The organism is Roseibium algicola (genome assembly GCF_001999245.1).
Taxonomy (GTDB): domain Bacteria; phylum Pseudomonadota; class Alphaproteobacteria; order Rhizobiales; family Stappiaceae; genus Roseibium; species Roseibium algicola.
The window spans coordinates 5,277,215-5,295,730 of the sequence record NZ_CP019630.1 but is presented as its reverse complement, the minus strand read 5'-3'; the positions used below and the strand labels follow the sequence as shown (position 1 = coordinate 5,295,730).

15 protein-coding genes are annotated in these 18,516 nt (G+C 58.6%); all 15 read right to left on the bottom strand.

What is annotated here, in order from left to right; translation table 11 throughout:
* Window positions 1-4 precede the first annotated feature (4 nt).
* Window positions 5-298, bottom strand: a complete 294-nt coding sequence (locus B0E33_RS24540; protein WP_006936452.1) for a 50S ribosomal protein L23 — start codon at window positions 296-298, stop codon at window positions 5-7.
* Entirely contained in the window at window positions 295-915 is a 621-nt protein-coding gene (gene rplD / locus B0E33_RS24535) for a 50S ribosomal protein L4 (RefSeq protein WP_055654717.1), read from the bottom strand. Before rplD ends, B0E33_RS24540 begins: the two co-directional genes overlap by 4 nt.
* On the bottom strand, window positions 915-1,625 hold the full coding sequence (gene rplC, locus B0E33_RS24530) for a 50S ribosomal protein L3 (RefSeq protein ID WP_031268311.1): 711 nt from the start codon (window positions 1,623-1,625) through the stop codon (window positions 915-917). The genes rplD and rplC overlap by 1 nt, the downstream gene beginning before the upstream one ends.
* A gap of 23 nt (window positions 1,626-1,648) precedes the next feature.
* On the bottom strand, window positions 1,649-1,957 hold the full coding sequence (rpsJ, locus tag B0E33_RS24525; protein ID WP_006936455.1) for a 30S ribosomal protein S10: 309 nt from the start codon (window positions 1,955-1,957) through the stop codon (window positions 1,649-1,651).
* Window positions 1,958-2,030: 73 nt separating this feature from the next.
* Window positions 2,031-3,221: an elongation factor Tu gene (gene tuf / locus B0E33_RS24520; protein ID WP_006936456.1), complete on the bottom strand. Its 1,191-nt coding sequence runs from the start codon at window positions 3,219-3,221 to the stop codon at window positions 2,031-2,033.
* A 47-nt stretch (window positions 3,222-3,268) separates the two neighbouring features.
* Window positions 3,269-5,344, bottom strand: coding sequence for an elongation factor G (gene fusA, locus B0E33_RS24515; protein ID WP_055654719.1), 2,076 nt, complete (start codon window positions 5,342-5,344; stop codon window positions 3,269-3,271).
* A gap of 25 nt (window positions 5,345-5,369) precedes the next feature.
* Window positions 5,370-5,840: a 30S ribosomal protein S7 gene (rpsG, locus tag B0E33_RS24510; protein WP_023001588.1), complete on the bottom strand. Its 471-nt coding sequence runs from the start codon at window positions 5,838-5,840 to the stop codon at window positions 5,370-5,372.
* A gap of 12 nt (window positions 5,841-5,852) precedes the next feature.
* Window positions 5,853-6,224 carry a 30S ribosomal protein S12 gene (rpsL, locus tag B0E33_RS24505; protein ID WP_006936459.1) on the bottom strand — a complete coding sequence of 124 codons (372 nt, stop codon included), beginning with the start codon at window positions 6,222-6,224 and terminating at the stop codon, window positions 5,853-5,855.
* A gap of 676 nt (window positions 6,225-6,900) precedes the next feature.
* Window positions 6,901-7,194, bottom strand: a complete 294-nt coding sequence (locus B0E33_RS24500) for a hypothetical protein (protein ID WP_023001587.1) — start codon at window positions 7,192-7,194, stop codon at window positions 6,901-6,903.
* 78 nt (window positions 7,195-7,272) lie between these two features.
* Window positions 7,273-11,472: a DNA-directed RNA polymerase subunit beta' gene (gene rpoC / locus B0E33_RS24495; protein ID WP_055654721.1), complete on the bottom strand. Its 4,200-nt coding sequence runs from the start codon at window positions 11,470-11,472 to the stop codon at window positions 7,273-7,275.
* Window positions 11,473-11,564: 92 nt separating this feature from the next.
* Window positions 11,565-15,704: a DNA-directed RNA polymerase subunit beta gene (gene rpoB / locus B0E33_RS24490; RefSeq protein WP_031269576.1), complete on the bottom strand. Its 4,140-nt coding sequence runs from the start codon at window positions 15,702-15,704 to the stop codon at window positions 11,565-11,567.
* Between the two features lie 289 nt (window positions 15,705-15,993).
* On the bottom strand, window positions 15,994-16,371 hold the full coding sequence (gene rplL, locus B0E33_RS24485) for a 50S ribosomal protein L7/L12 (RefSeq protein WP_023001584.1): 378 nt from the start codon (window positions 16,369-16,371) through the stop codon (window positions 15,994-15,996).
* A 60-nt stretch (window positions 16,372-16,431) separates the two neighbouring features.
* On the bottom strand, window positions 16,432-16,950 hold the full coding sequence (gene rplJ / locus B0E33_RS24480) for a 50S ribosomal protein L10 (protein WP_023001583.1): 519 nt from the start codon (window positions 16,948-16,950) through the stop codon (window positions 16,432-16,434).
* 324 nt (window positions 16,951-17,274) lie between these two features.
* Complete coding sequence (gene rplA / locus B0E33_RS24475; protein ID WP_055654723.1) at window positions 17,275-17,973, bottom strand: 50S ribosomal protein L1; 699 nt, start codon at window positions 17,971-17,973, stop codon at window positions 17,275-17,277.
* 4 nt (window positions 17,974-17,977) lie between these two features.
* Window positions 17,978-18,406 carry a 50S ribosomal protein L11 gene (gene rplK, locus B0E33_RS24470; RefSeq protein ID WP_023001581.1) on the bottom strand — a complete coding sequence of 143 codons (429 nt, stop codon included), beginning with the start codon at window positions 18,404-18,406 and terminating at the stop codon, window positions 17,978-17,980.
* Window positions 18,407-18,516 lie beyond the last annotated feature (110 nt).

Genomic DNA, 18,516 nt, shown 5'->3' with positions numbered 1-18,516 from the left:
CGTCTTAGAGCCCGGTGGTCACGTCGATTGCGTGACCTTCCTGCAGCGTAACGACGGCCTTCTTGTAGTCGGACTGACGGCCGATGCGACCGCGGAAGCGCTTGACCTTGCCCTTGCGGACCAGGGTGTTCACTGCCGTGACCTTTACACCGAACAGCGCTTCGACTGCGGCCTTGATTTCCGGCTTCGTTGCATCGTTAGCAACTTTGAAGACAACCTTGTTCTCTTCGGAAGCCATCGTCGACTTTTCGGTGATTACCGGGCCGACGATTTTGTCGTAGTGAGGAAGTTTGCTCATTTAAAGCGCTCCTCAAGTGCGGACACCGCAGCCTTCGTCAACACCAGGGTGTTGGCACGCAGGATGTCGTAAACGTTGATGCCCTGAACCGGCAGCACATCCAGATGCGGAATGTTGCGGGATGCCAGAGCGAAGTTTGCATCGACCTCGGCGCCGTCAATGATCAGAGCGCTGGTCAGGCCGAGCTTGGTCAGCTGTGCCTTGAGCGCCTTGGTCTTTGCTTCGGCTGCCTTGGCGTCTTCGACAATAACGATGCTGTCTGTCTTGGCTTTCGCCGACAGGGCATGCTTCAGGCCGAGGGCGCGAACCTTCTTCGGCAGGTCATGGCTGTGATCGCGAACGATCGGGCCGAATGCCTTACCACCACCGCGGAACTGCGGGGCCTTCTTGTTGCCGTGACGTGCACCGCCGGAACCTTTCTGACGGACGAATTTCTTCGTCGTGCCGGAAACTTCCGAACGGCCCAGTGCCTTGTGGGTACCTGCCTGGCGCTTGGCCAGCTGCCAACGCACCACACGGTGGATCAAATCGGTGCGCGGCTCGAGACCGAAGATCTCGTCAGACACCGTGATCGAACCGGCCGCCCCACCTTCGAGGGTCTTGACCTGGAGTTCCATCACTCACTCTCCTTCCCGGCGGCCGCAGTCGCTTCGGTTGCTTTGAAAGCACCCGGAACCGGAACGTTTTCCGGCAGCGCCTTTTTGATCGCGTCGCGGACCAGGATCCAGCCGCCCTTGGCGCCCGGAACAGAGCCCTCGACCATGATCAGGCCACGCTCAACATCAGTGCGCACAACCTTCAGGTTCTGCGTGGTCACGCGGGCATCACCCATGTGACCGGCCATTTTCTTGCCCTTGAACACGCGGCCCGGGTCCTGACACTGACCGGTAGAACCGTGCGAACGGTGCGAGATCGAGTTACCGTGCGATGCACGGCCACCACCGAAGTTGTGACGCTTCATGGCACCGGCAAAACCCTTACCGATAGAAGTGCCGGTCACGTCGACAAACTGGCCTTCGACGTAGTGGTCAGCGGTCAGTTCCGCGCCAACGTCGATCAGGTTTTCCGCAGAAACGCGGAATTCGGCCACGGTCCGCTTCGGCTCAACCTTTGCAACAGCAAAGTGGCCACGCAGTGCCTTCGGCGTATTCTTTACTTTACGGGTACCTGCACCGAGCTGCAGCGCAGTGTAACCATTTTTTTCGTCAGTGCGGTGGGCAACCACCTGGCAATTTTCCAGCCGCAGAACGGTGACCGGAACATGCTCGCCTGCATCGTTATAGATGCGGGTCATGCCCACTTTCTGAGCGATCACTCCAGAACGCATGGATGTGTCCCCTTCGACCCGGCTTAGAGCTTGATCTCGACGTCGACACCAGCGGCGAGGTCGAGCTTCATGAGCGCGTCCACCGTCTGGGGCGTCGGATCAACGATATCGAGAAGGCGCTTATGCGTACGCATCTCGAACTGATCGCGGCTTTTCTTATCGATATGCGGCCCGCGAAGCACCGTGTACTTCTCGATCCGCGTCGGCAGCGGCACGGGACCCCGTACCTGAGCACCGGTCCGCTTGGCCGTATTGACGATCTCCTTGGTGGAGGCGTCGAGAATACGGTGGTCAAACGCCTTCAGGCGGATCCGGATATTCTGACCGTTCATTGTTGTTGTTCCCAATAAGACTGCGGGCCTGCCCGCGTTTCACTTGAAAGTCACCGGCAGGCCCGGCTGTCGATTATTCGATGATGGATGCGACGACGCCAGCGCCGACGGTACGGCCACCTTCGCGGATAGCGAAGCGCAGGCCTTCTTCCATGGCGATCGGCACGATCAGCTCAACCTCGACGGAGACGTTGTCGCCCGGCATCACCATTTCCGTGCCTTCCGGCAGGGACACCACACCGGTCACGTCCGTCGTACGGAAGTAGAACTGCGGGCGGTAGTTGGTGAAGAACGGGGTGTGACGACCACCTTCTTCCTTGGTGAGGATGTAAGCCTCAGCCTTGAACTTCGTGTGCGGGGTAACAGTACCCGGCTTGCAAAGAACCTGGCCACGCTCAACGTCTTCACGTGCGATACCGCGGATCAGCGCGCCGATGTTGTCGCCTGCTTCGCCGCTGTCCAGCAGCTTGCGGAACATTTCAACGCCGGTGACCGTGGTCTTCTGCGTGTCCTTGATGCCGACGATTTCGACTTCTTCGCCAACCTTCACGATGCCACGCTCAACACGACCGGTCACAACCGTACCACGGCCGGAGATCGAGAAGACGTCTTCGATCGGCATCAGGAACGGAAGGTCCTTCGGACGCTCCGGGGTCGGGATGTACGCGTCGACCTGAGCCATCAGCTCACGGATCGCATCGCGGCCGATGGCCGGATCGCGGTTTTCAACGGCTGCCAACGCAGAACCCTTGACGATCGGAATGTCGTCGCCCGGGAATTCGTAGGAAGACAGCAGTTCGCGGATTTCCATTTCGACGAGCTCGAGAAGCTCTTCGTCGTCGACCTGGTCAACCTTGTTCATGAACACGACCAGAGCCGGAACACCAACCTGGCGAGCCAGGAGGATGTGTTCGCGGGTCTGCGGCATCGGGCCGTCAGCGGCAGAACAGACCAGGATCGCGCCGTCCATCTGCGCTGCACCGGTGATCATGTTCTTGACGTAGTCGGCGTGACCAGGGCAATCGACGTGTGCGTAGTGACGGTTTTCCGTCTCATACTCAACGTGTGCCGTGGAGATGGTGATGCCGCGAGCCTTTTCTTCAGGCGCGCCGTCGATTTCGTCGTAAGCTTTTGCAGTCGCACCGCCGGTTTCAGCCAGCGTCATGGTGATTGCTGCGGTCAGCGTCGTCTTGCCGTGGTCAACGTGGCCAATCGTGCCAATGTTAACGTGCGGCTTGTTGCGCTCAAATTTTTCTTTCGCCATCGGATTACTCCGTTTCTCTAGTTCTTCTTGACGTTAAGAGGATGGGCTCAGGCGTATTTCGCCTGAACCTCTTCGGCGACAGCCTGCGGCACCTGCTCGTAGTGATCGAACACCATCGAGTACTGTGCGCGGCCCTGAGACATGGAACGCAGGTTGTTCACGTAACCAAACATGTTGGCCAGCGGGACCATTGCGGTGATGACAGTAACGACGCCCCGGTTCTCCGTACCCGCGATCTGGCCGCGGCGGGAGTTCAGGTCACCAATCACGTCACCCATGTAGTCTTCCGGTGTGACAACCTCGACCTTCATGATCGGCTCGAGCAGTTTCGGGCCGGCCTTTGCAATACCTTCGCGGAAACCGGCACGGCCGGCGATTTCGAAGGCGAGAACCGAGGAGTCAACGTCGTGGTAGGCACCATCGATCAGGGTTGCCTTGATATCGAGCATCGGGAAGCCCGCCAGCGGACCGGAAGACATGACGCTTTCGATACCTTTGGTAACGCCCGGGATGTATTCCTTCGGAATGGACCCGCCGACGATCTTGCTTTCGAAGACGTAGCCTTCGTTCGGCTCGGCCGGCTCGATGACCAGCTTGACGCGAGCGAACTGACCGGAACCACCAGACTGCTTCTTGTGGGTGTAATCCACTTCAGAAACCTTGGTGATGGTTTCGCGGTAAGCCACCTGCGGCGCACCGATGTTGGCTTCGACCTTGAATTCGCGCTTCATGCGGTCGACGATGATGTCCAAGTGCAGCTCGCCCATGCCGGCGATGATGGTCTGACCGGATTCTTCGTCGGTTTTGACGCGGAAGGACGGATCTTCAGCAGCCAGGCGGTTGAGCGCGAGGCCCATCTTTTCCTGGTCGCCCTTGGTCTTCGGCTCGACAGCGATCTCGATGACCGGCTCCGGAAATTCCATGCGCTCCAGGATCACCGGCTTCAGCGGATCACACAGGGTGTCGCCAGTCGTGGTGTCCTTCAGGCCTGCGATAGCAACGATATCGCCTGCATAGGCTACATCAATGTCTTCGCGGGAGTTGGAGTGCATCTGCATCATCCGGCCGACGCGCTCACGCTTGTCTTTCACGGTGTTCAGCAGGGACACGCCCTTGTTCAGAACGCCGGAATAGATGCGGCAGAACGTCAGGGAACCAACAAACGGGTCATTGGCGATCTTGAACGCCAGCAGGCCGAGCGGCTCTTCGTCGGAAGACTTGCGAATAATTTCGCTTTCGGTCTTCGGGTCGATACCCTTGATGTCCGGAACTTCAACCGGGCTCGGCAGGTAGTCGACAACTGCGTCGAGAAGCGGCTGAACGCCTTTGTTCTTGAACGCGGAACCGCAGAAGACCGGAACGAATTCGGTGCTGATCGTACCCTTACGGATAAGCTTCTTGAGCGTCTCGATGGAGGGCTCTTCGCCTTCCAGATAAGCTTCCATGACAGCTTCGTCGACTTCGACAACAGTCTCGATCAGAGCGTCGCGAGCTTCCTGAGCGCGATCTACGAGATCGGCCGGGATGTCGACAACGTCCCAGGCAGCGCCAAGGTTTTCAGACTGCCAGATCAGAGCCTTCATTTCCAGAAGGTCGATACAGCCAGCGAATTCGCTTTCAGCGCCAACCGGAAGCTGCATGACCAGCGGAGTTGCGCCGAGGCGTTCCTTGATCATCTTGACGCAGCGATCGAAATCGGCGCCCAGCTTGTCCATCTTGTTGACGAAGATCATCCGCGGGACATGATACTTGTCGGCCTGACGCCAAACAGTTTCAGTCTGCGGCTCAACGCCAGCGTTTGCATCCAGAAGGGCGACGGCACCGTCGAGCACGCGCAGGGAACGTTCAACTTCAATGGTGAAGTCAACGTGGCCCGGGGTGTCGATGATGTTCAGGCGCTTTTCTTTCCAGAAAGCGGTGGTTGCAGCAGAGGTGATCGTGATGCCACGCTCCTGCTCCTGCTCCATCCAGTCCATGGTGGCTGCGCCGTCATGGACTTCGCCGATCTTGTGGCTCTTACCAGTGTAGAAGAGGATCCGCTCAGTCGTAGTGGTCTTTCCAGCATCGATGTGAGCCATGATGCCGAAGTTGCGGTAGTCCTCGATTTTATGCGTGCGCGCCATTGCGTCAGCCCTTCGAAGTCACAAATTACCAGCGATAGTGCGAGAATGCGCGGTTGGCGTCTGCCATCCGGTGCGTGTCTTCGCGCTTCTTGACTGCGGTACCACGGTTGTTTGCTGCATCGAGCAGCTCGCCGGAAAGACGGTCAACCATCGTGGTTTCGTTACGATTGCGAGCCGCAGTGATCAGCCAGCGAATTGCCAGCGCCTGACGGCGGTCGGTACGAACCTCGACCGGGACCTGGTAGGTCGCACCACCAACACGGCGGGAGCGAACTTCCACTTGCGGCATGACGTTTTCAAGAGCAGCGTGGAACACTTCAATCGGGTTCTCGCGGGTCTTGTTTTCGACGACGTCGAAAGCACCGTAAACGATGCGCTCGGCAGTCGACTTCTTACCGTCGTACATGATGGAGTTCATGAACTTCGTTACGACGATATCCCCGAACTTCGGATCCGGGTTAATTTCGCGTTTTTCAGCGCGGTGACGACGGGACATCTGATGTGCTCCTTACTTCGGCCGCTTCGCGCCGTACTTCGAACGGCGCTGCTTACGATCCTTGACGCCCTGGGTATCGAGCACACCACGGATGATGTGGTAGCGCACACCCGGCAAGTCCTTTACGCGACCGCCGCGGATCATAACCACCGAGTGTTCCTGAAGGTTGTGACCTTCACCCGGGATGTAGCCAATGACTTCGAAGCCGTTGGTCAGGCGGATTTTGGCCACCTTACGCAGAGCCGAGTTCGGCTTCTTCGGCGTCGTCGTGTAAACGCGGGTGCAAACACCACGCTTCTGGGGGCAGGCCTCCATGGCCGGCACCTTGTTCCGCTTCGGCGGATCTTTCCGCGGCTTGCGGATCAACTGGTTGATGGTCGGCATTCTTTGCCCTTTACCTTGTCCATCCAAAAATTCGTATGCAACTGCAGTCCCCCGCTGACCTTGACCCCTCCTCGGCCTGAGCCGTGAAGACATGCAAAATCGCGCCCGCGCGCTCAATGAAGAGCGGCCGGCGCTGCGAAAAACCAGAGGACCACGAGTTACCCCGCGGTCATGCAATCGACGCGTATTCGCCTATATAACCCGGCAGCGTTTAAGAGGACTGGGTCCTGCGCCTTGGTGGCGCTGGACGGGTTCGCACTTACCGCCTGCCCTTGGGATGCGCGGAAACTACTCATATGCACCCATTGCGTCAAGTGCTTTGTCGAAAAAACAGCGTTTGTGCGGGTTACAGATCCGCCATCTGAATTTCCGACATGATTTCCGCTACTTACCAGCGCCAAACGATAGTTTTCAGCAGCTTTTCGGTAATATTATTGCGCTGGCGGATTCCGCATTCCGGCGGAATTCTGAATCAACTCTAACCGGAATGACTCAAATCAGGTCAGATCGGTGGCGTTTGCCAGGTGATCGGGCAACGCAGGCCCTTGATTCATGGGACCGATTCCAGACGGACCCGCCATAAACGCATTCCGGATTCGCCGGCCATAGCCCCTCACCCGCCGATATGCGCCTGATGCACGGCAGGTATTTGCGGGCGAGTGTTCTTCCAGCCTCCTCAGGCCGTGAAAGTCACGATCGCAACGTTTCCGGCAAGCGCGTCCTGGTAGGCACCTTCGTAAACCGGATCATCCGGTTCGCCATCCATCACGCCGATCTGGTCGAGCTCGGCTTCCGCAAACCCCTGAGCAGAGAGAGATTCAAGTGTCTTGCGAACCGCGTCGTCGTCATCCGGCGCTGTCAGCAGCGCGTGAATGGTGATGGCGTCATCCGGCGAAGCGTCTTCGTTTTCCCAGACCCTGCCAATGACGATGTAGACCACCGGGTCCAGTTCAAGTTCATTGTCGTTCATATCATCAGGCCTCTTTTGCCTCATTATACAAGAAAGGCCGCCCGAGGGCGGCCTTTCGACAGTTCGACGGGAAACCGATTACTCGGCTGCACCGGTCATATCTTCCAGAAGGCCTTCCGCTGCACTGTCCGAAGACTGCTGACGTTGCGCTTCCTGGATCAGGTCGTCGCGATGCGTCGCGATCTGACGGATCCGCTTCATCACTCCACCGGTACCGGCCGGGATCAGACGGCCGACGATGACGTTCTCCTTGAGGCCGACCAGCGGGTCGGTCTTGCCGTTGACAGCCGCATCGGTAAGGACGCGGGTCGTCTCCTGGAAGGAGGCGGCGGAGAAGAACGAACGCGTCTGCAGCGATGCCTTGGTGATGCCGAGCAGAACCGGCACCCCCTTGGCAGGATCGCGTGCATTGTCGATCGCCCGGCGGTTGGCTTCCTCGAAGTCGATCTTGTCGATCTGTTCGCCGGAGAAGAACTCCGTATCGCCCGGATCGGTGATCTCGACCTTCTGCAGCATCTGGCGGACAATCACTTCAATGTGCTTGTCGTTGATGGTCACGCCCTGCAGGCGGTAGACTTCCTGGATCTCATTGACGAGGTAAGCCGCAAGGGCCTCTACGCCTTTAACTGCCAGGATGTCGTGCGGAGCCGGGTTGCCGTCGAGGATGTACTCACCCTTTTCAATGGCATCGCCTTCCTGAAGATGGAAGTGCTTGCCTTTCGGGATGAGGTATTCGACGGGCTCGACACCTTCTTCCGCCGGCTCGATGATGACGCGACGCTTGTTCTTGTAATCGCGACCGAAGCGGATCGTACCATCGATTTCGGCGATGATCGCATGATCCTTCGGACGGCGAGCCTCGAACAGTTCCGCAACACGCGGCAGACCACCGGTGATGTCCTTTGTCTTGGCGCTTTCCAGCGGGATACGGGCCAGAACGTCACCAGCCTTGACCGAAGCTCCCGGCTGAACGGACAGAACCGCGTCAACTGAAAGCATCAGACGGGCATCGGAGCCACGATCGGTCTTGGAAATGCTGCCTTTTTCGTCCTTGACGACGATAGCCGGCTTGAGATCCTGACCACGCTGCGAAGAACGCCAGTCAATGACGACACGCTTGGTGATGCCGGTCGCTTCGTCGGCCGTTTCCTGAACGGACGCACCATCGACCAGATCCTCGAAGTCCACGATACCATCGACTTCAGCAAGCATCGGACGGGTATACGGATCCCACTCGGCAATCCGCTGTCCGCGCTTGACCGCATCGCCTTCATCGACATGCAGCTTGGAACCGTAGGCCACACGATGCACGGCACGCTCGTTGCCGTCGCTGTCGATGACAACGATGGACATGTTGCGAACCATGGCAATCAGGTTGCCGTCGCTGTCGCGATTGACCGAACGGTTCCGGATCTTGATCGTGCCGTCGACGTTGGACTCGATGAACGAGCTGTCGACAACCTGTGCGGTACCACCAATGTGGAAGGTACGCATGGTCAGCTGCGTGCCAGGCTCACCGATCGACTGTGCGGCGATGACGCCGACAGCTTCACCCATGTTCACGGGCGTACCGCGAGCAAGGTCACGACCATAGCAGGTCGCGCAGACGCCGGTTTCGGTTTCACAGGTAAGAACCGAGCGGATCTTGATCTGCTGAACCTTGGCAGCCTCGATGGCATCAACATCCTTCTCGTCGATCAGCGTGCCCTTGGGGACAAGCAGTTCGCCGGTCTGGTTGTTGTAGACATCTTCCGCAGTCGTACGGCCCAGAACGCGCATGCCGAGCGAAGCGATGACGTTACCGGCATCGACGATCGGAGCAACGGTGATGCCGCGCGTGGATCCGCAATCCGGTTCCAGGATGATGGAATCCTGGGCGACGTCCACCAGACGGCGGGTCAGGTAACCGGAGTTTGCGGTCTTCAGAGCGGTATCGGCCAGACCCTTACGGGCACCGTGGGTGGAGTTGAAGTACTCCAGAACCGACAGGCCTTCCTTGAAGTTCGAGATGATCGGGTTCTCGATGATGGAACCGTCCGGCTTGGCCATCAGGCCGCGCATGCCGGCCAGCTGCTTCATCTGCTGTGGCGAACCACGAGCACCGGAGTGCGACATCATGTAGACCGAGTTCATCGGCTTCTGACGACCGGTTTCCTCATCGATCTGGACCGCCTTAATGCGGGCCATCATCTCGTCAGCAATCTTGTCGGTACATTTCGCCCAGGCATCGACAACCTTGTTGTACTTTTCGCCCTGGGTGATTAGACCGTCGTTGTACTGCTGCTCGTATTCGGTCGCGAGCGACGAGGTTTCGGCCACCAGCTTGTGCTTGGTGTCCGGAATGACCATGTCGTCCATGCCGAAGGAGATGCCGGCGTTACAGGCGTTCTTGAAGCCAAGCTGCATGATCCGGTCACAGAAGATAACCGTCTCCTTCTGACCGCAGGCACGGTAAACCGTGTCGATCATCTTGGAGATGTCCTTCTTGGTCATCAGCTTGTTGCAGACCTCGAACGGCACTTCATGGTGCTTCGGCAGAAGCTCCGCGATGAGCATGCGGCCCGGAGTGGTCTCGATGATTTCGGAAGTCGGATTGCCTTCCGCATCGATGGACCGATACCGGCCCTTCACCTTGGTGTGCAGCGTGATGACCTTGTTGGCCAGCGCATGGTGGATCTCACCAGTGTTGCCGAAGACCATGCCTTCGCCCGGCTCACCTTCTGCCATGATGGACAGATAGTAGAGACCCAGAACGATATCCTGCGAAGGAACGATGATCGGGCCACCGTTTGCCGGATGCAGAATGTTGTTGGTCGACATCATCAGCGTACGCGCTTCGAGCTGGGCTTCCAGCGAAAGCGGTACGTGAACAGCCATCTGGTCACCGTCGAAGTCGGCGTTGAAGGCCGAGCAGACGAGCGGGTGCAGCTGGATGGCCTTGCCTTCGATCAGCGTCGGTTCGAAGGCCTGGATACCAAGACGGTGCAGCGTCGGCGCGCGGTTCAGGAGAACCGGGTGCTCACGGATGACTTCGTCGAGGATGTCCCAGACTTCCGGACGTTCCTTTTCAACCAGCTTCTTGGCCTGCTTGACGGTCGAGGAGAAACCCTTGGCGTCGAGGCGCGAATAGATGAACGGCTTGAACAGCTCAAGCGCCATCTTCTTCGGCAAACCGCACTGGTGCAGCTTCAGTTCCGGACCCACGGTAATAACCGAACGGCCGGAATAGTCGACGCGCTTGCCGAGCAGGTTCTGACGGAACCGGCCCTGCTTGCCCTTCAGCATGTCGGACAGCGACTTCAGCGGACGCTTGTTGGCGCCGGTGATGACGCGGCCGCGGCGGCCGTTGTCGAACAGGGCGTCAACGGACTCCTGAAGCATGCGCTTTTCGTTCCGGATGATGATATCCGGAGCACGCAGTTCCATCAGGCGGCGCAGACGGTTGTTACGGTTGATCACGCGGCGGTAGAGATCGTTCAGATCGGACGTCGCGAAACGGCCACCGTCAAGCGGTACCAGCGGGCGCAGATCCGGCGGGATAACCGGAACCACGGTCATGATCATCCACTCCGGGCGGTTGCCCGATTCCATGAATGCTTCGATAACCTTCAGGCGCTTGGCAAGCTTCTTCGGCTTCAGTTCGGTGGTCGCCTCGGCGATCTCCTGACGCAGCTTCTCGCTCTCGCGTTCCAGATCCATGCTCATCAGGATCTCGCGGATCGCCTCGGCACCGATCATGGCGGTGAAGGCATCTTCGCCATACTCGTCCTGAGCGGCGATGAAGTCTTCTTCCGACAGAAGCTGGTGCTGCTTGAGCGGGGTCAGGCCCGGCTCGAGAACAACATAGTTCTCGAAATACAGAACGCGTTCCAGGTCCTTCAACGTCATGTCGAGCAGAAGGCCGATACGGCTCGGCAGGGACTTCAGGAACCAGATGTGCGCAACAGGCGCAGCCAGTTCGATGTGGCCCATGCGCTCACGGCGAACCCGCGACAGGGTGACTTCAACGCCACACTTTTCGCAGATGACGCCTTTGTATTTCATGCGCTTGTATTTGCCGCAAAGACATTCGTAGTCCTTGATCGGGCCAAAGATGCGCGCGCAGAACAGACCGTCGCGCTCAGGCTTGAACGTACGGTAGTTAATGGTCTCCGGCTTTTTGATTTCGCCGAAAGACCAGGACAAGATCTTTTCCGGGCTCGCAAGCGAAATCCGGATATTGTCGAAGGTCTGTGCGGGAGCCTGCTGATTGAACAGGTTCATGACCTCATGATTCATGATCCATCTCCTTCGATGCGCGGTGGGGGAGCGAGCTCTTGCGCCCCTCCCCGCAACCGGCATTCCAAGTCATTTGTGGTCCGTAGGCGGGGTTATTCTGCGGCGTCCGCAGTTTCTTCCTCGCCGATCACGGGGACATCGGTTCGTTGCAGTTCAACGTTGAGACCCAGGGACCGCATTTCCTTCACAAGCACGTTGAAGCTTTCCGGAATGCCTGCCTCGAAGGTGTCGTCGCCACGAACGATGGCCTCATAGACCTTCGTACGGCCGGCGACGTCATCCGACTTGACGGTGAGCATTTCCTGCAGCGTGTAGGCTGCACCGTAAGCTTCAAGCGCCCAGACCTCCATTTCCCCGAAGCGCTGGCCACCGAACTGTGCCTTACCACCGAGCGGCTGCTGGGTGACGAGCGAGTACGGGCCAATGGAACGGGCATGGATCTTGTCGTCGACAAGGTGGTGGAGCTTCAGCATGTAGATGTAGCCCACGGTAACCTTGCGGTCGAACTCTTCACCGGTCCGGCCATCGTACAGAACGGACTGGCCGCTCGGGTCGTAGCCGGCAATGTTGAGCGCCTCGACGACATCGGGTTCACGAGCACCGTCGAAGACCGGCGTCGCGATGCTGACGCCCTTCTTCAGCTGCTCCGCCAGGCGTACGATACCTTCGTCATCGTATTCCTTGACGTTGTCGCCCTTCATGTTGTCGCCGTAGATCTCGACAATCTTGCCGCGCAATTCGCCGATCTCGCCTGACTTCCTGTACTCGTCGTACATTTCGCCGATCCGGTTACCCATGCCGCGGCAGGCCCAACCCAGGTGGGTTTCAAGGATCTGACCGACGTTCATGCGCGACGGAACGCCGAGCGGGTTCAGCACGATGTCGACATGCGTGCCGTCTTCAAGGAACGGCATGTCTTCGCACGGGTTGATCTTGGAGACCACACCCTTGTTGCCGTGACGGCCGGCCATCTTGTCGCCCGGCTGAAGCTTGCGCTTCACGGCAACGAAGACCTTGACCATCTTCATGACGCCCGGCGGCAGTTCGTCACCGCGCTGCAGTTTCTCGACCTTGTCGATGAAACGCTGCTCGAGACGCTTGCGGCTGTCGTCATACTGACCACGCAGAGCTTCGATTTCGGACATGAACTTCTCGTCGTCGGTGGCAAACTGCCACCACTGCGAGCGCGGGAAGTCGTTGAGAACGTCCCCGGTCAGTACGGTGTCCTTCTTGGAGCCCTTCGGGCCGGCAATGGCGGTCTTGTCCATCAGCATCTCGGCCAGACGGCCATAGACGTTGCGGTCGAGGATCGCCTGTTCGTCGTCGCGGTCCTTTGCGAGACGCTCGATTTCCTCGCGCTCGATCGCCATCGCGCGTTCGTCTTTTTCAACGCCATGGCGGTTGAAGACGCGCACTTCGACAACGGTACCGGAAACCCCCGGCGGCAGGCGCAGGGAAGTATCGCGAACGTCGGACGCCTTTTCACCGAAGATGGCGCGCAGAAGCTTTTCTTCCGGCGTCATCGGGCTTTCGCCCTTCGGAGTGATCTTGCCGACCAGGATATCGCCCGGGTTCAGCTCGGCACCGATGTAGACGATACCGGCTTCGTCGAGGTTCTTCAGCGCTTCTTCCGAAACGTTCGGAATGTCGCGGGTGATTTCTTCCGGCCCAAGCTTGGTATCACGCGCCATCACTTCGAATTCCTCGAGGTGGATGGAGGTGAAAACGTCATCGGAGACGATGCGTTCGGACAGGAGGATGGAATCCTCGAAGTTGTAGCCGTTCCAGGGCATGAACGCGACGAGCACGTTCCGGCCGAGCGCAAGATCACCGAGATCGGTCGACGGACCGTCGGCAATGATGTCGCCCTTGTGGATCCGGTCACCGACACGAACCAGCGGACGCTGGTTGATGCAAGTGTTCTGGTTGGACCGCTGGAACTTCTGCAGCCGGTAGATATCGACGCCGGACTTGCCCGGATCGAGGTCTTCGGTCGCACGGATAACGATACGGGTCGCATCCACCTGGTCGACAACGCCAGCACGGCGGGCACCGATGGCAGCACCGGAATCGCGTGCCACGATCGGCTCCATGCCTGTACCGACGAACGGTGCTTCGGCACGAACCAGCGGAACGGCCTGACGCTGCATGTTCGAGCCCATCAGTGCGCGGTTGGCGTCATCGTTCTCAAGGAACGGAATGAGCGCGGCCGCGACGGACACGAGCTGTTTCGGCGAAACGTCCATGAGGTCGACCTTGTCGGACGGAACCATCATGTTTTCACCGGCATGACGGCAGGTGATCAGCTCTTCGGTGAACCGGCCCTCGTCGTCGTAGACGGCGTTGGACTGGGCCACGTAGTGCTTGGCTTCTTCCATGGCGGAAAGATAAACGACTTCGTTGGTAACGGCGCCGTCTTTCACTTTCCGGTACGGGCTTTCGATGAAGCCGTACTTGTTCACACGGGCAAAGGTCGCCAGCGAGTTGATCAGACCGATGTTCGGGCCTTCCGGCGTTTCAATCGGGCAGATACGGCCGTAGTGCGTCGGGTGAACGTCGCGGACTTCGAAGCCTGCGCGTTCGCGGGTAAGACCGCCCGGGCCAAGTGCCGACAGGCGGCGCTTGTGGGTGACTTCCGACAGCGGGTTGGTCTGGTCCATGAACTGCGACAGCTGCGAAGAACCGAAGAATTCACGAACGGCAGCAGCAGCCGGCTTCGCGTTGATCAGGTCCTGAGGCATGACCGTGTCGATTTCGACAGAGCTCATGCGTTCCTTGATCGCACGCTCCATGCGCAGCAGACCGACGCGGTACTGATTTTCCATCAGCTCGCCGACAGAACGAACACGGCGGTTGCCGAGGTTGTCGATGTCGTCGATTTCGCCCTTGCCATCGCGCAGTTCAAGAAGAACCCGGATGACTTCCAGGATGTCGTCCTTGCGCAGCGTGCGAACGGTGTCAGCACACTCCACGTCGAGACGCATGTTCATCTTCACGCGGCCAACGGCGGACAGGTCATAGCGCTCTTCGTCGAAGAACAGCGACTGGAACATCGCCTCGGCAGTGTCGATGGTGGGCGGCTCGCCCGGACGCATCACGCGATAGATGTCAAACAGAGCATCTTCACGAGACTCGTTCTTGTCGACCGACAGGGTGTTGCGGATATACGGACCGGTGTTGACATGATCGATGTCGAGCATCGGCAGCTCGTGGTAACCACGATCGACCAGTTCTTCCAGCAGCTTGCCGGAAATCTCGTCGCCTGCTTCAGCGTAGATTTCACCGCTCTTCATGTCGACTATGTCTTCAGCCAGATACTGGCCATGAAGGTCTTCGTCGGTCACTTTCAAGGCGGTGACGCCTTTTTCCTCAAGCTGCTTGATGGTGCGCTGAGTGATCTTCCGGCCACCCTCGATCACCACTTCGCCGCTGTCGGCGTCGATCAGGTCGTAGGACGCCTTGGTGCCCTTCAGACGATTGCCGTCAAACGGCATGCGCCAGGAGCCGTCCTTCTGACGGGTGTAATCGATACGCTTGTAGAACGTGTTGAGGATTTCCTCACCATCGAGGCCAAGCGCCATCAGCAGGGACGTAACCGGGATCTTGCGGCGACGGTCGATGCGCGCATGCACGATGTCCTTGGCGTCGAATTCGATATCGAGCCAGGAACCGCGATACGGGATCACGCGTGCTGCGAACAGCAACTTGCCGGAAGAATGGGTCTTGCCCTTGTCATGGTCGAAGAACACACCCGGAGAACGGTGCATCTGGGAAACGATGACGCGCTCGGTGCCGTTGACGATGAAAGTGCCGTTGTCGGTCATGAACGGCATGTCGCCCATGTAGACATCTTGTTCCTTGATGTCTTTCACGGACTTCGCGCCGGTGTCTTCATCGACATCGAACACGATCAGGCGCAGGGTAACCTTCAGCGGAGCCGCAAAGGTCATGTCGCGCTGGCGGCACTCATCGACGTCGTATTTGGGAGCTTCAAATTCGAAGGAAACAAATTCCAGAAGGGAAGTGCCCGCAAAATCGGAGATCGGAAATACGGACTGGAAGACCGCTTCAAGGCCTTCATTCTTGCGGCCACCGCCCGGCATCTCGTCGACCTGCAGAAACTGGTCGTAGGATGCTTTTTGAACCTCGATGAGATTAGGCATAGCCGCGACATCGCGGATCGATCCGAAATATTTACGGACCTTTTTGCGACCGTTGAACGTTTGGGTCATTGTCGCTCCTCGTATCGGCCGGGTAACGGCTTCCCGAAACGCCCCTTTTCCAATCGGGCGAGCGCCCGGGCGCTTCGGAAAACCGTCCCCCCTGGATCAACCTGCTTCAGGTGCCCTCACCTGAAACCAGACAAGTTGACCGGTCTTAGGGGCCTAGAACATCTTCATCTGCCGTCTTGCGAAAGCAGGATGCCCTAGTGGTACGTTTGCCCCGGAAACGGGACAATCCCGCCGGGGCTAGGTACGGTCCCGGTTGCCCGGGACCGTTCAAAAGGCCGGTAGGCCTTTATTATTTCAGCTCGACAGATGCGCCAGCTTCTTCGAGCTTCTTCTTCAGCTCTTCTGCTTCGTCTTTGCCAACGCCTTCCTTGACCGGCTTCGGAGCGCCTTCGACGAGCTCCTTAGCTTCTTTCAGGCCAAGACCGGTGATTGCGCGGACTTCCTTGATGACGTTGATTTTCTTGTCGCCGGCAGAAGCCAGGATAACGTCAAATTCGGTCTTTTCTTCAGCAGCAGCTGCATCGCCGCCACCAGCAGCAACAGCAGCAACTGCGACCGGAGCAGCAGCAGAAACGCCCCACTTTTCTTCCAGAAGCTTGCTGAGTTCAGCAGCTTCCATAACGGTCAGTGCGGACAGTTCTTCAACGAGCTTTTCAAGATCAGCCATTTTTCAGTACCTTAAGTTCGAACCAGTTTTGGTTACGTGAGACAGTGTGTTTTGGACGCCTTATGCGGCCTCGTCCTTCTTGGCGTAAGCGCCGAAGACGCGGGCAAGCTGCCCGGCCGGAGCGTTGACAACCTGTGCAATCCGGGAAGCCGGGGTCTGGATCATGCCAACCAGTTTCGCACGCAGCTCATCGAGCGACGGCATGGTTGCCAGAGACTTGACCCCATCCGGGTTCAGGTTGGTCGAGCCAAGAGCACCACCAAGGATCGCAAACTTTTCGTTTGCCTTGGCGAAATCGACGGCTGCTTTCGGAGCGGCTACCGGATCGTCGGAATGGACGATAACGGTCGGGCCCTGAAACAGGTCGGAGATGTGCTCAAGGTCGGTGCCTTGAAGGGCGAGTTTGACAAGGCGGTTTTTTGCGACTTTTACAGTGCCGCCGGCTTCACGCACGGATGCCCGCAGTGCGGTCATCTGAGCTACCGAAAGGCCTGCATAGTGCGCGACGACGACAACACCGGTGTTACCCAGCTCGGCGTTGAGGGCCGACACGAACTCGTGCTTTTCCGCTCTTTCCACTTGCCTTCTCCATTTGGCGGCTGTGACGCCGCCGGTTTACCTTGCCGCCTGGCAGATGGTCCCGAACCCGGTAACCGCCTGTCCTGGCGACGCTCAGGGTCCTGTCCCCTCACCTTCGCGCCAGAAGCGCTCGGCAAGGTCTGGTTCGAACCAGGTTTTCCACCGGATCGGTGGGAAATTCGGTTCTCACCCATCTATGCAGGCCTTGTTTGGCTTAAGCCGGTTTCCCGGCACCTGCAGTCTCGGACAGGGCAACCCGGCAGCAAGCCGCCGGGTCTATTCGGCCTTACAGCCGAAATCTCGTATCAATCCGGAAAGACCGGATTATTCGCCAGCAACGGTGGCGAGATCGACCTTTACGCCCGGGCCCATCGTGGAGGACACGGCGATGCGCTTCAGGTAGGTGCCTTTTGCGCCAGTCGGCTTGGCTTTCTGAACGGCGTCCAGCAGAGCCTTGACGTTCTGGGTGATCGCTTCTTCAGAGAAGGACACCTTGCCAACGCCAGCGTGAACGATACCGGCTTTTTCAACGCGGAACTGAACAGCGCCGCCCTTGGCGTCGTTGACGGCGGACTTGACGTCCGGGGTCACGGTACCAACCTTCGGGTTCGGCATCAGGCCGCGCGGGCCGAGAACCTTACCGAGACGACCGACGAGCGGCATCATGTCCGGAGTTGCAATGCACCGATCGAAGTCGATCTTGCCGCCCTGAACTTCCTGAACCAGCTCTTCTGCACCGACGATGTCGGCGCCAGCAGCCTTGGCTTCTTCGGCCTTGTCGCCGCGAGCGAACACAGCAACGCGAACGGTCTTGCCGGTGCCGTTCGGCAGGATGCACACGCCGCGGACCATCTGGTCTGCGTGACGCGGATCAACGCCGAGATTGATCGCAACTTCAACGGTTTCGTCGAACTTGGTCTTGGAACGGTCCTTCACGAGGCCAATGGCTTCGTTCAGGGAATACAGCTTGTTGCGGTCGATACCTTCACGAGCTGCCTGGATGCGCTTTCCAACCTTCGCCATGATCTTACTCCGTTACCTCGAGGCCCATGGAGCGGGCGGAGCCTTCGACCATCAGCATAGCTGCGTCGATGTCGTTGGCGTTCAGGTCCTTCATCTTGGCTTCGGCGATTTCCTTCACCTGTGCCTTGGTCACAGAACCAACCGTGCCACGGCCCGGGGTCTGGGAGCCCTTCTGCAGCTTGGCAGCTTTCTTCAGGAAGAAGCTGACCGGAGCCGTCTTCACTTCGAACGTGAAGGACTTGTCGGAGTAGTAGGTGATCACGGTCGGGCACGGTGCGCCCTTTTCAGCATCCTGCGTAGCGGCGTTGAAGGCCTTGCAGAATTCCATGATGTTCAGACCACGCTGACCGAGCGCCGGACCAATGGGCGGCGACGGAGTAGCGGAACCTGCCGGCACCTGAAGCTTCAGGAAACCTTCGATTTTTTTCGCCATGTTTCTCTCCAGTCATTAACAGCTGAATGGCTCTTCAGCTGATTGGGAGTTGGTGGTTCGGCCCTGTTGGAACCCGGCGAAGAGTTCCGGAACCTTCCACCCTTTCATCC

Excerpts from the sequence above, each read along its gene's own strand:
- B0E33_RS24540 (WP_006936452.1), bottom strand. The coding sequence starts at position 298 with ATGAGCAAACTTCCTCACTACGACAAAATCGTCGGCCCGGTAATCACC.
- rplD (WP_055654717.1), bottom strand. The coding sequence starts at position 915 with ATGGAACTCCAGGTCAAGACCCTCGAAGGTGGGGCGGCCGGTTCGATC.
- rplC (WP_031268311.1), bottom strand. The coding sequence starts at position 1,625 with ATGCGTTCTGGAGTGATCGCTCAGAAAGTGGGCATGACCCGCATCTAT.
- rpsJ (WP_006936455.1), bottom strand. The coding sequence starts at position 1,957 with ATGAACGGTCAGAATATCCGGATCCGCCTGAAGGCGTTTGACCACCGT.
- tuf (WP_006936456.1), bottom strand. The coding sequence starts at position 3,221 with ATGGCGAAAGAAAAATTTGAGCGCAACAAGCCGCACGTTAACATTGGC.
- fusA (WP_055654719.1), bottom strand. The coding sequence starts at position 5,344 with ATGGCGCGCACGCATAAAATCGAGGACTACCGCAACTTCGGCATCATG.
- rpsG (WP_023001588.1), bottom strand. The coding sequence starts at position 5,840 with ATGTCCCGTCGTCACCGCGCTGAAAAACGCGAAATTAACCCGGATCCG.
- rpsL (WP_006936459.1), bottom strand. The coding sequence starts at position 6,224 with ATGCCGACCATCAACCAGTTGATCCGCAAGCCGCGGAAAGATCCGCCG.
- B0E33_RS24500 (WP_023001587.1), bottom strand. The coding sequence starts at position 7,194 with ATGAACGACAATGAACTTGAACTGGACCCGGTGGTCTACATCGTCATT.
- rpoC (WP_055654721.1), bottom strand. The coding sequence starts at position 11,472 with ATGAATCATGAGGTCATGAACCTGTTCAATCAGCAGGCTCCCGCACAG.
- rpoB (WP_031269576.1), bottom strand. The coding sequence starts at position 15,704 with ATGACCCAAACGTTCAACGGTCGCAAAAAGGTCCGTAAATATTTCGGA.
- rplL (WP_023001584.1), bottom strand. The coding sequence starts at position 16,371 with ATGGCTGATCTTGAAAAGCTCGTTGAAGAACTGTCCGCACTGACCGTT.
- rplA (WP_055654723.1), bottom strand. The coding sequence starts at position 17,973 with ATGGCGAAGGTTGGAAAGCGCATCCAGGCAGCTCGTGAAGGTATCGAC.
- rplK (WP_023001581.1), bottom strand. The coding sequence starts at position 18,406 with ATGGCGAAAAAAATCGAAGGTTTCCTGAAGCTTCAGGTGCCGGCAGGT.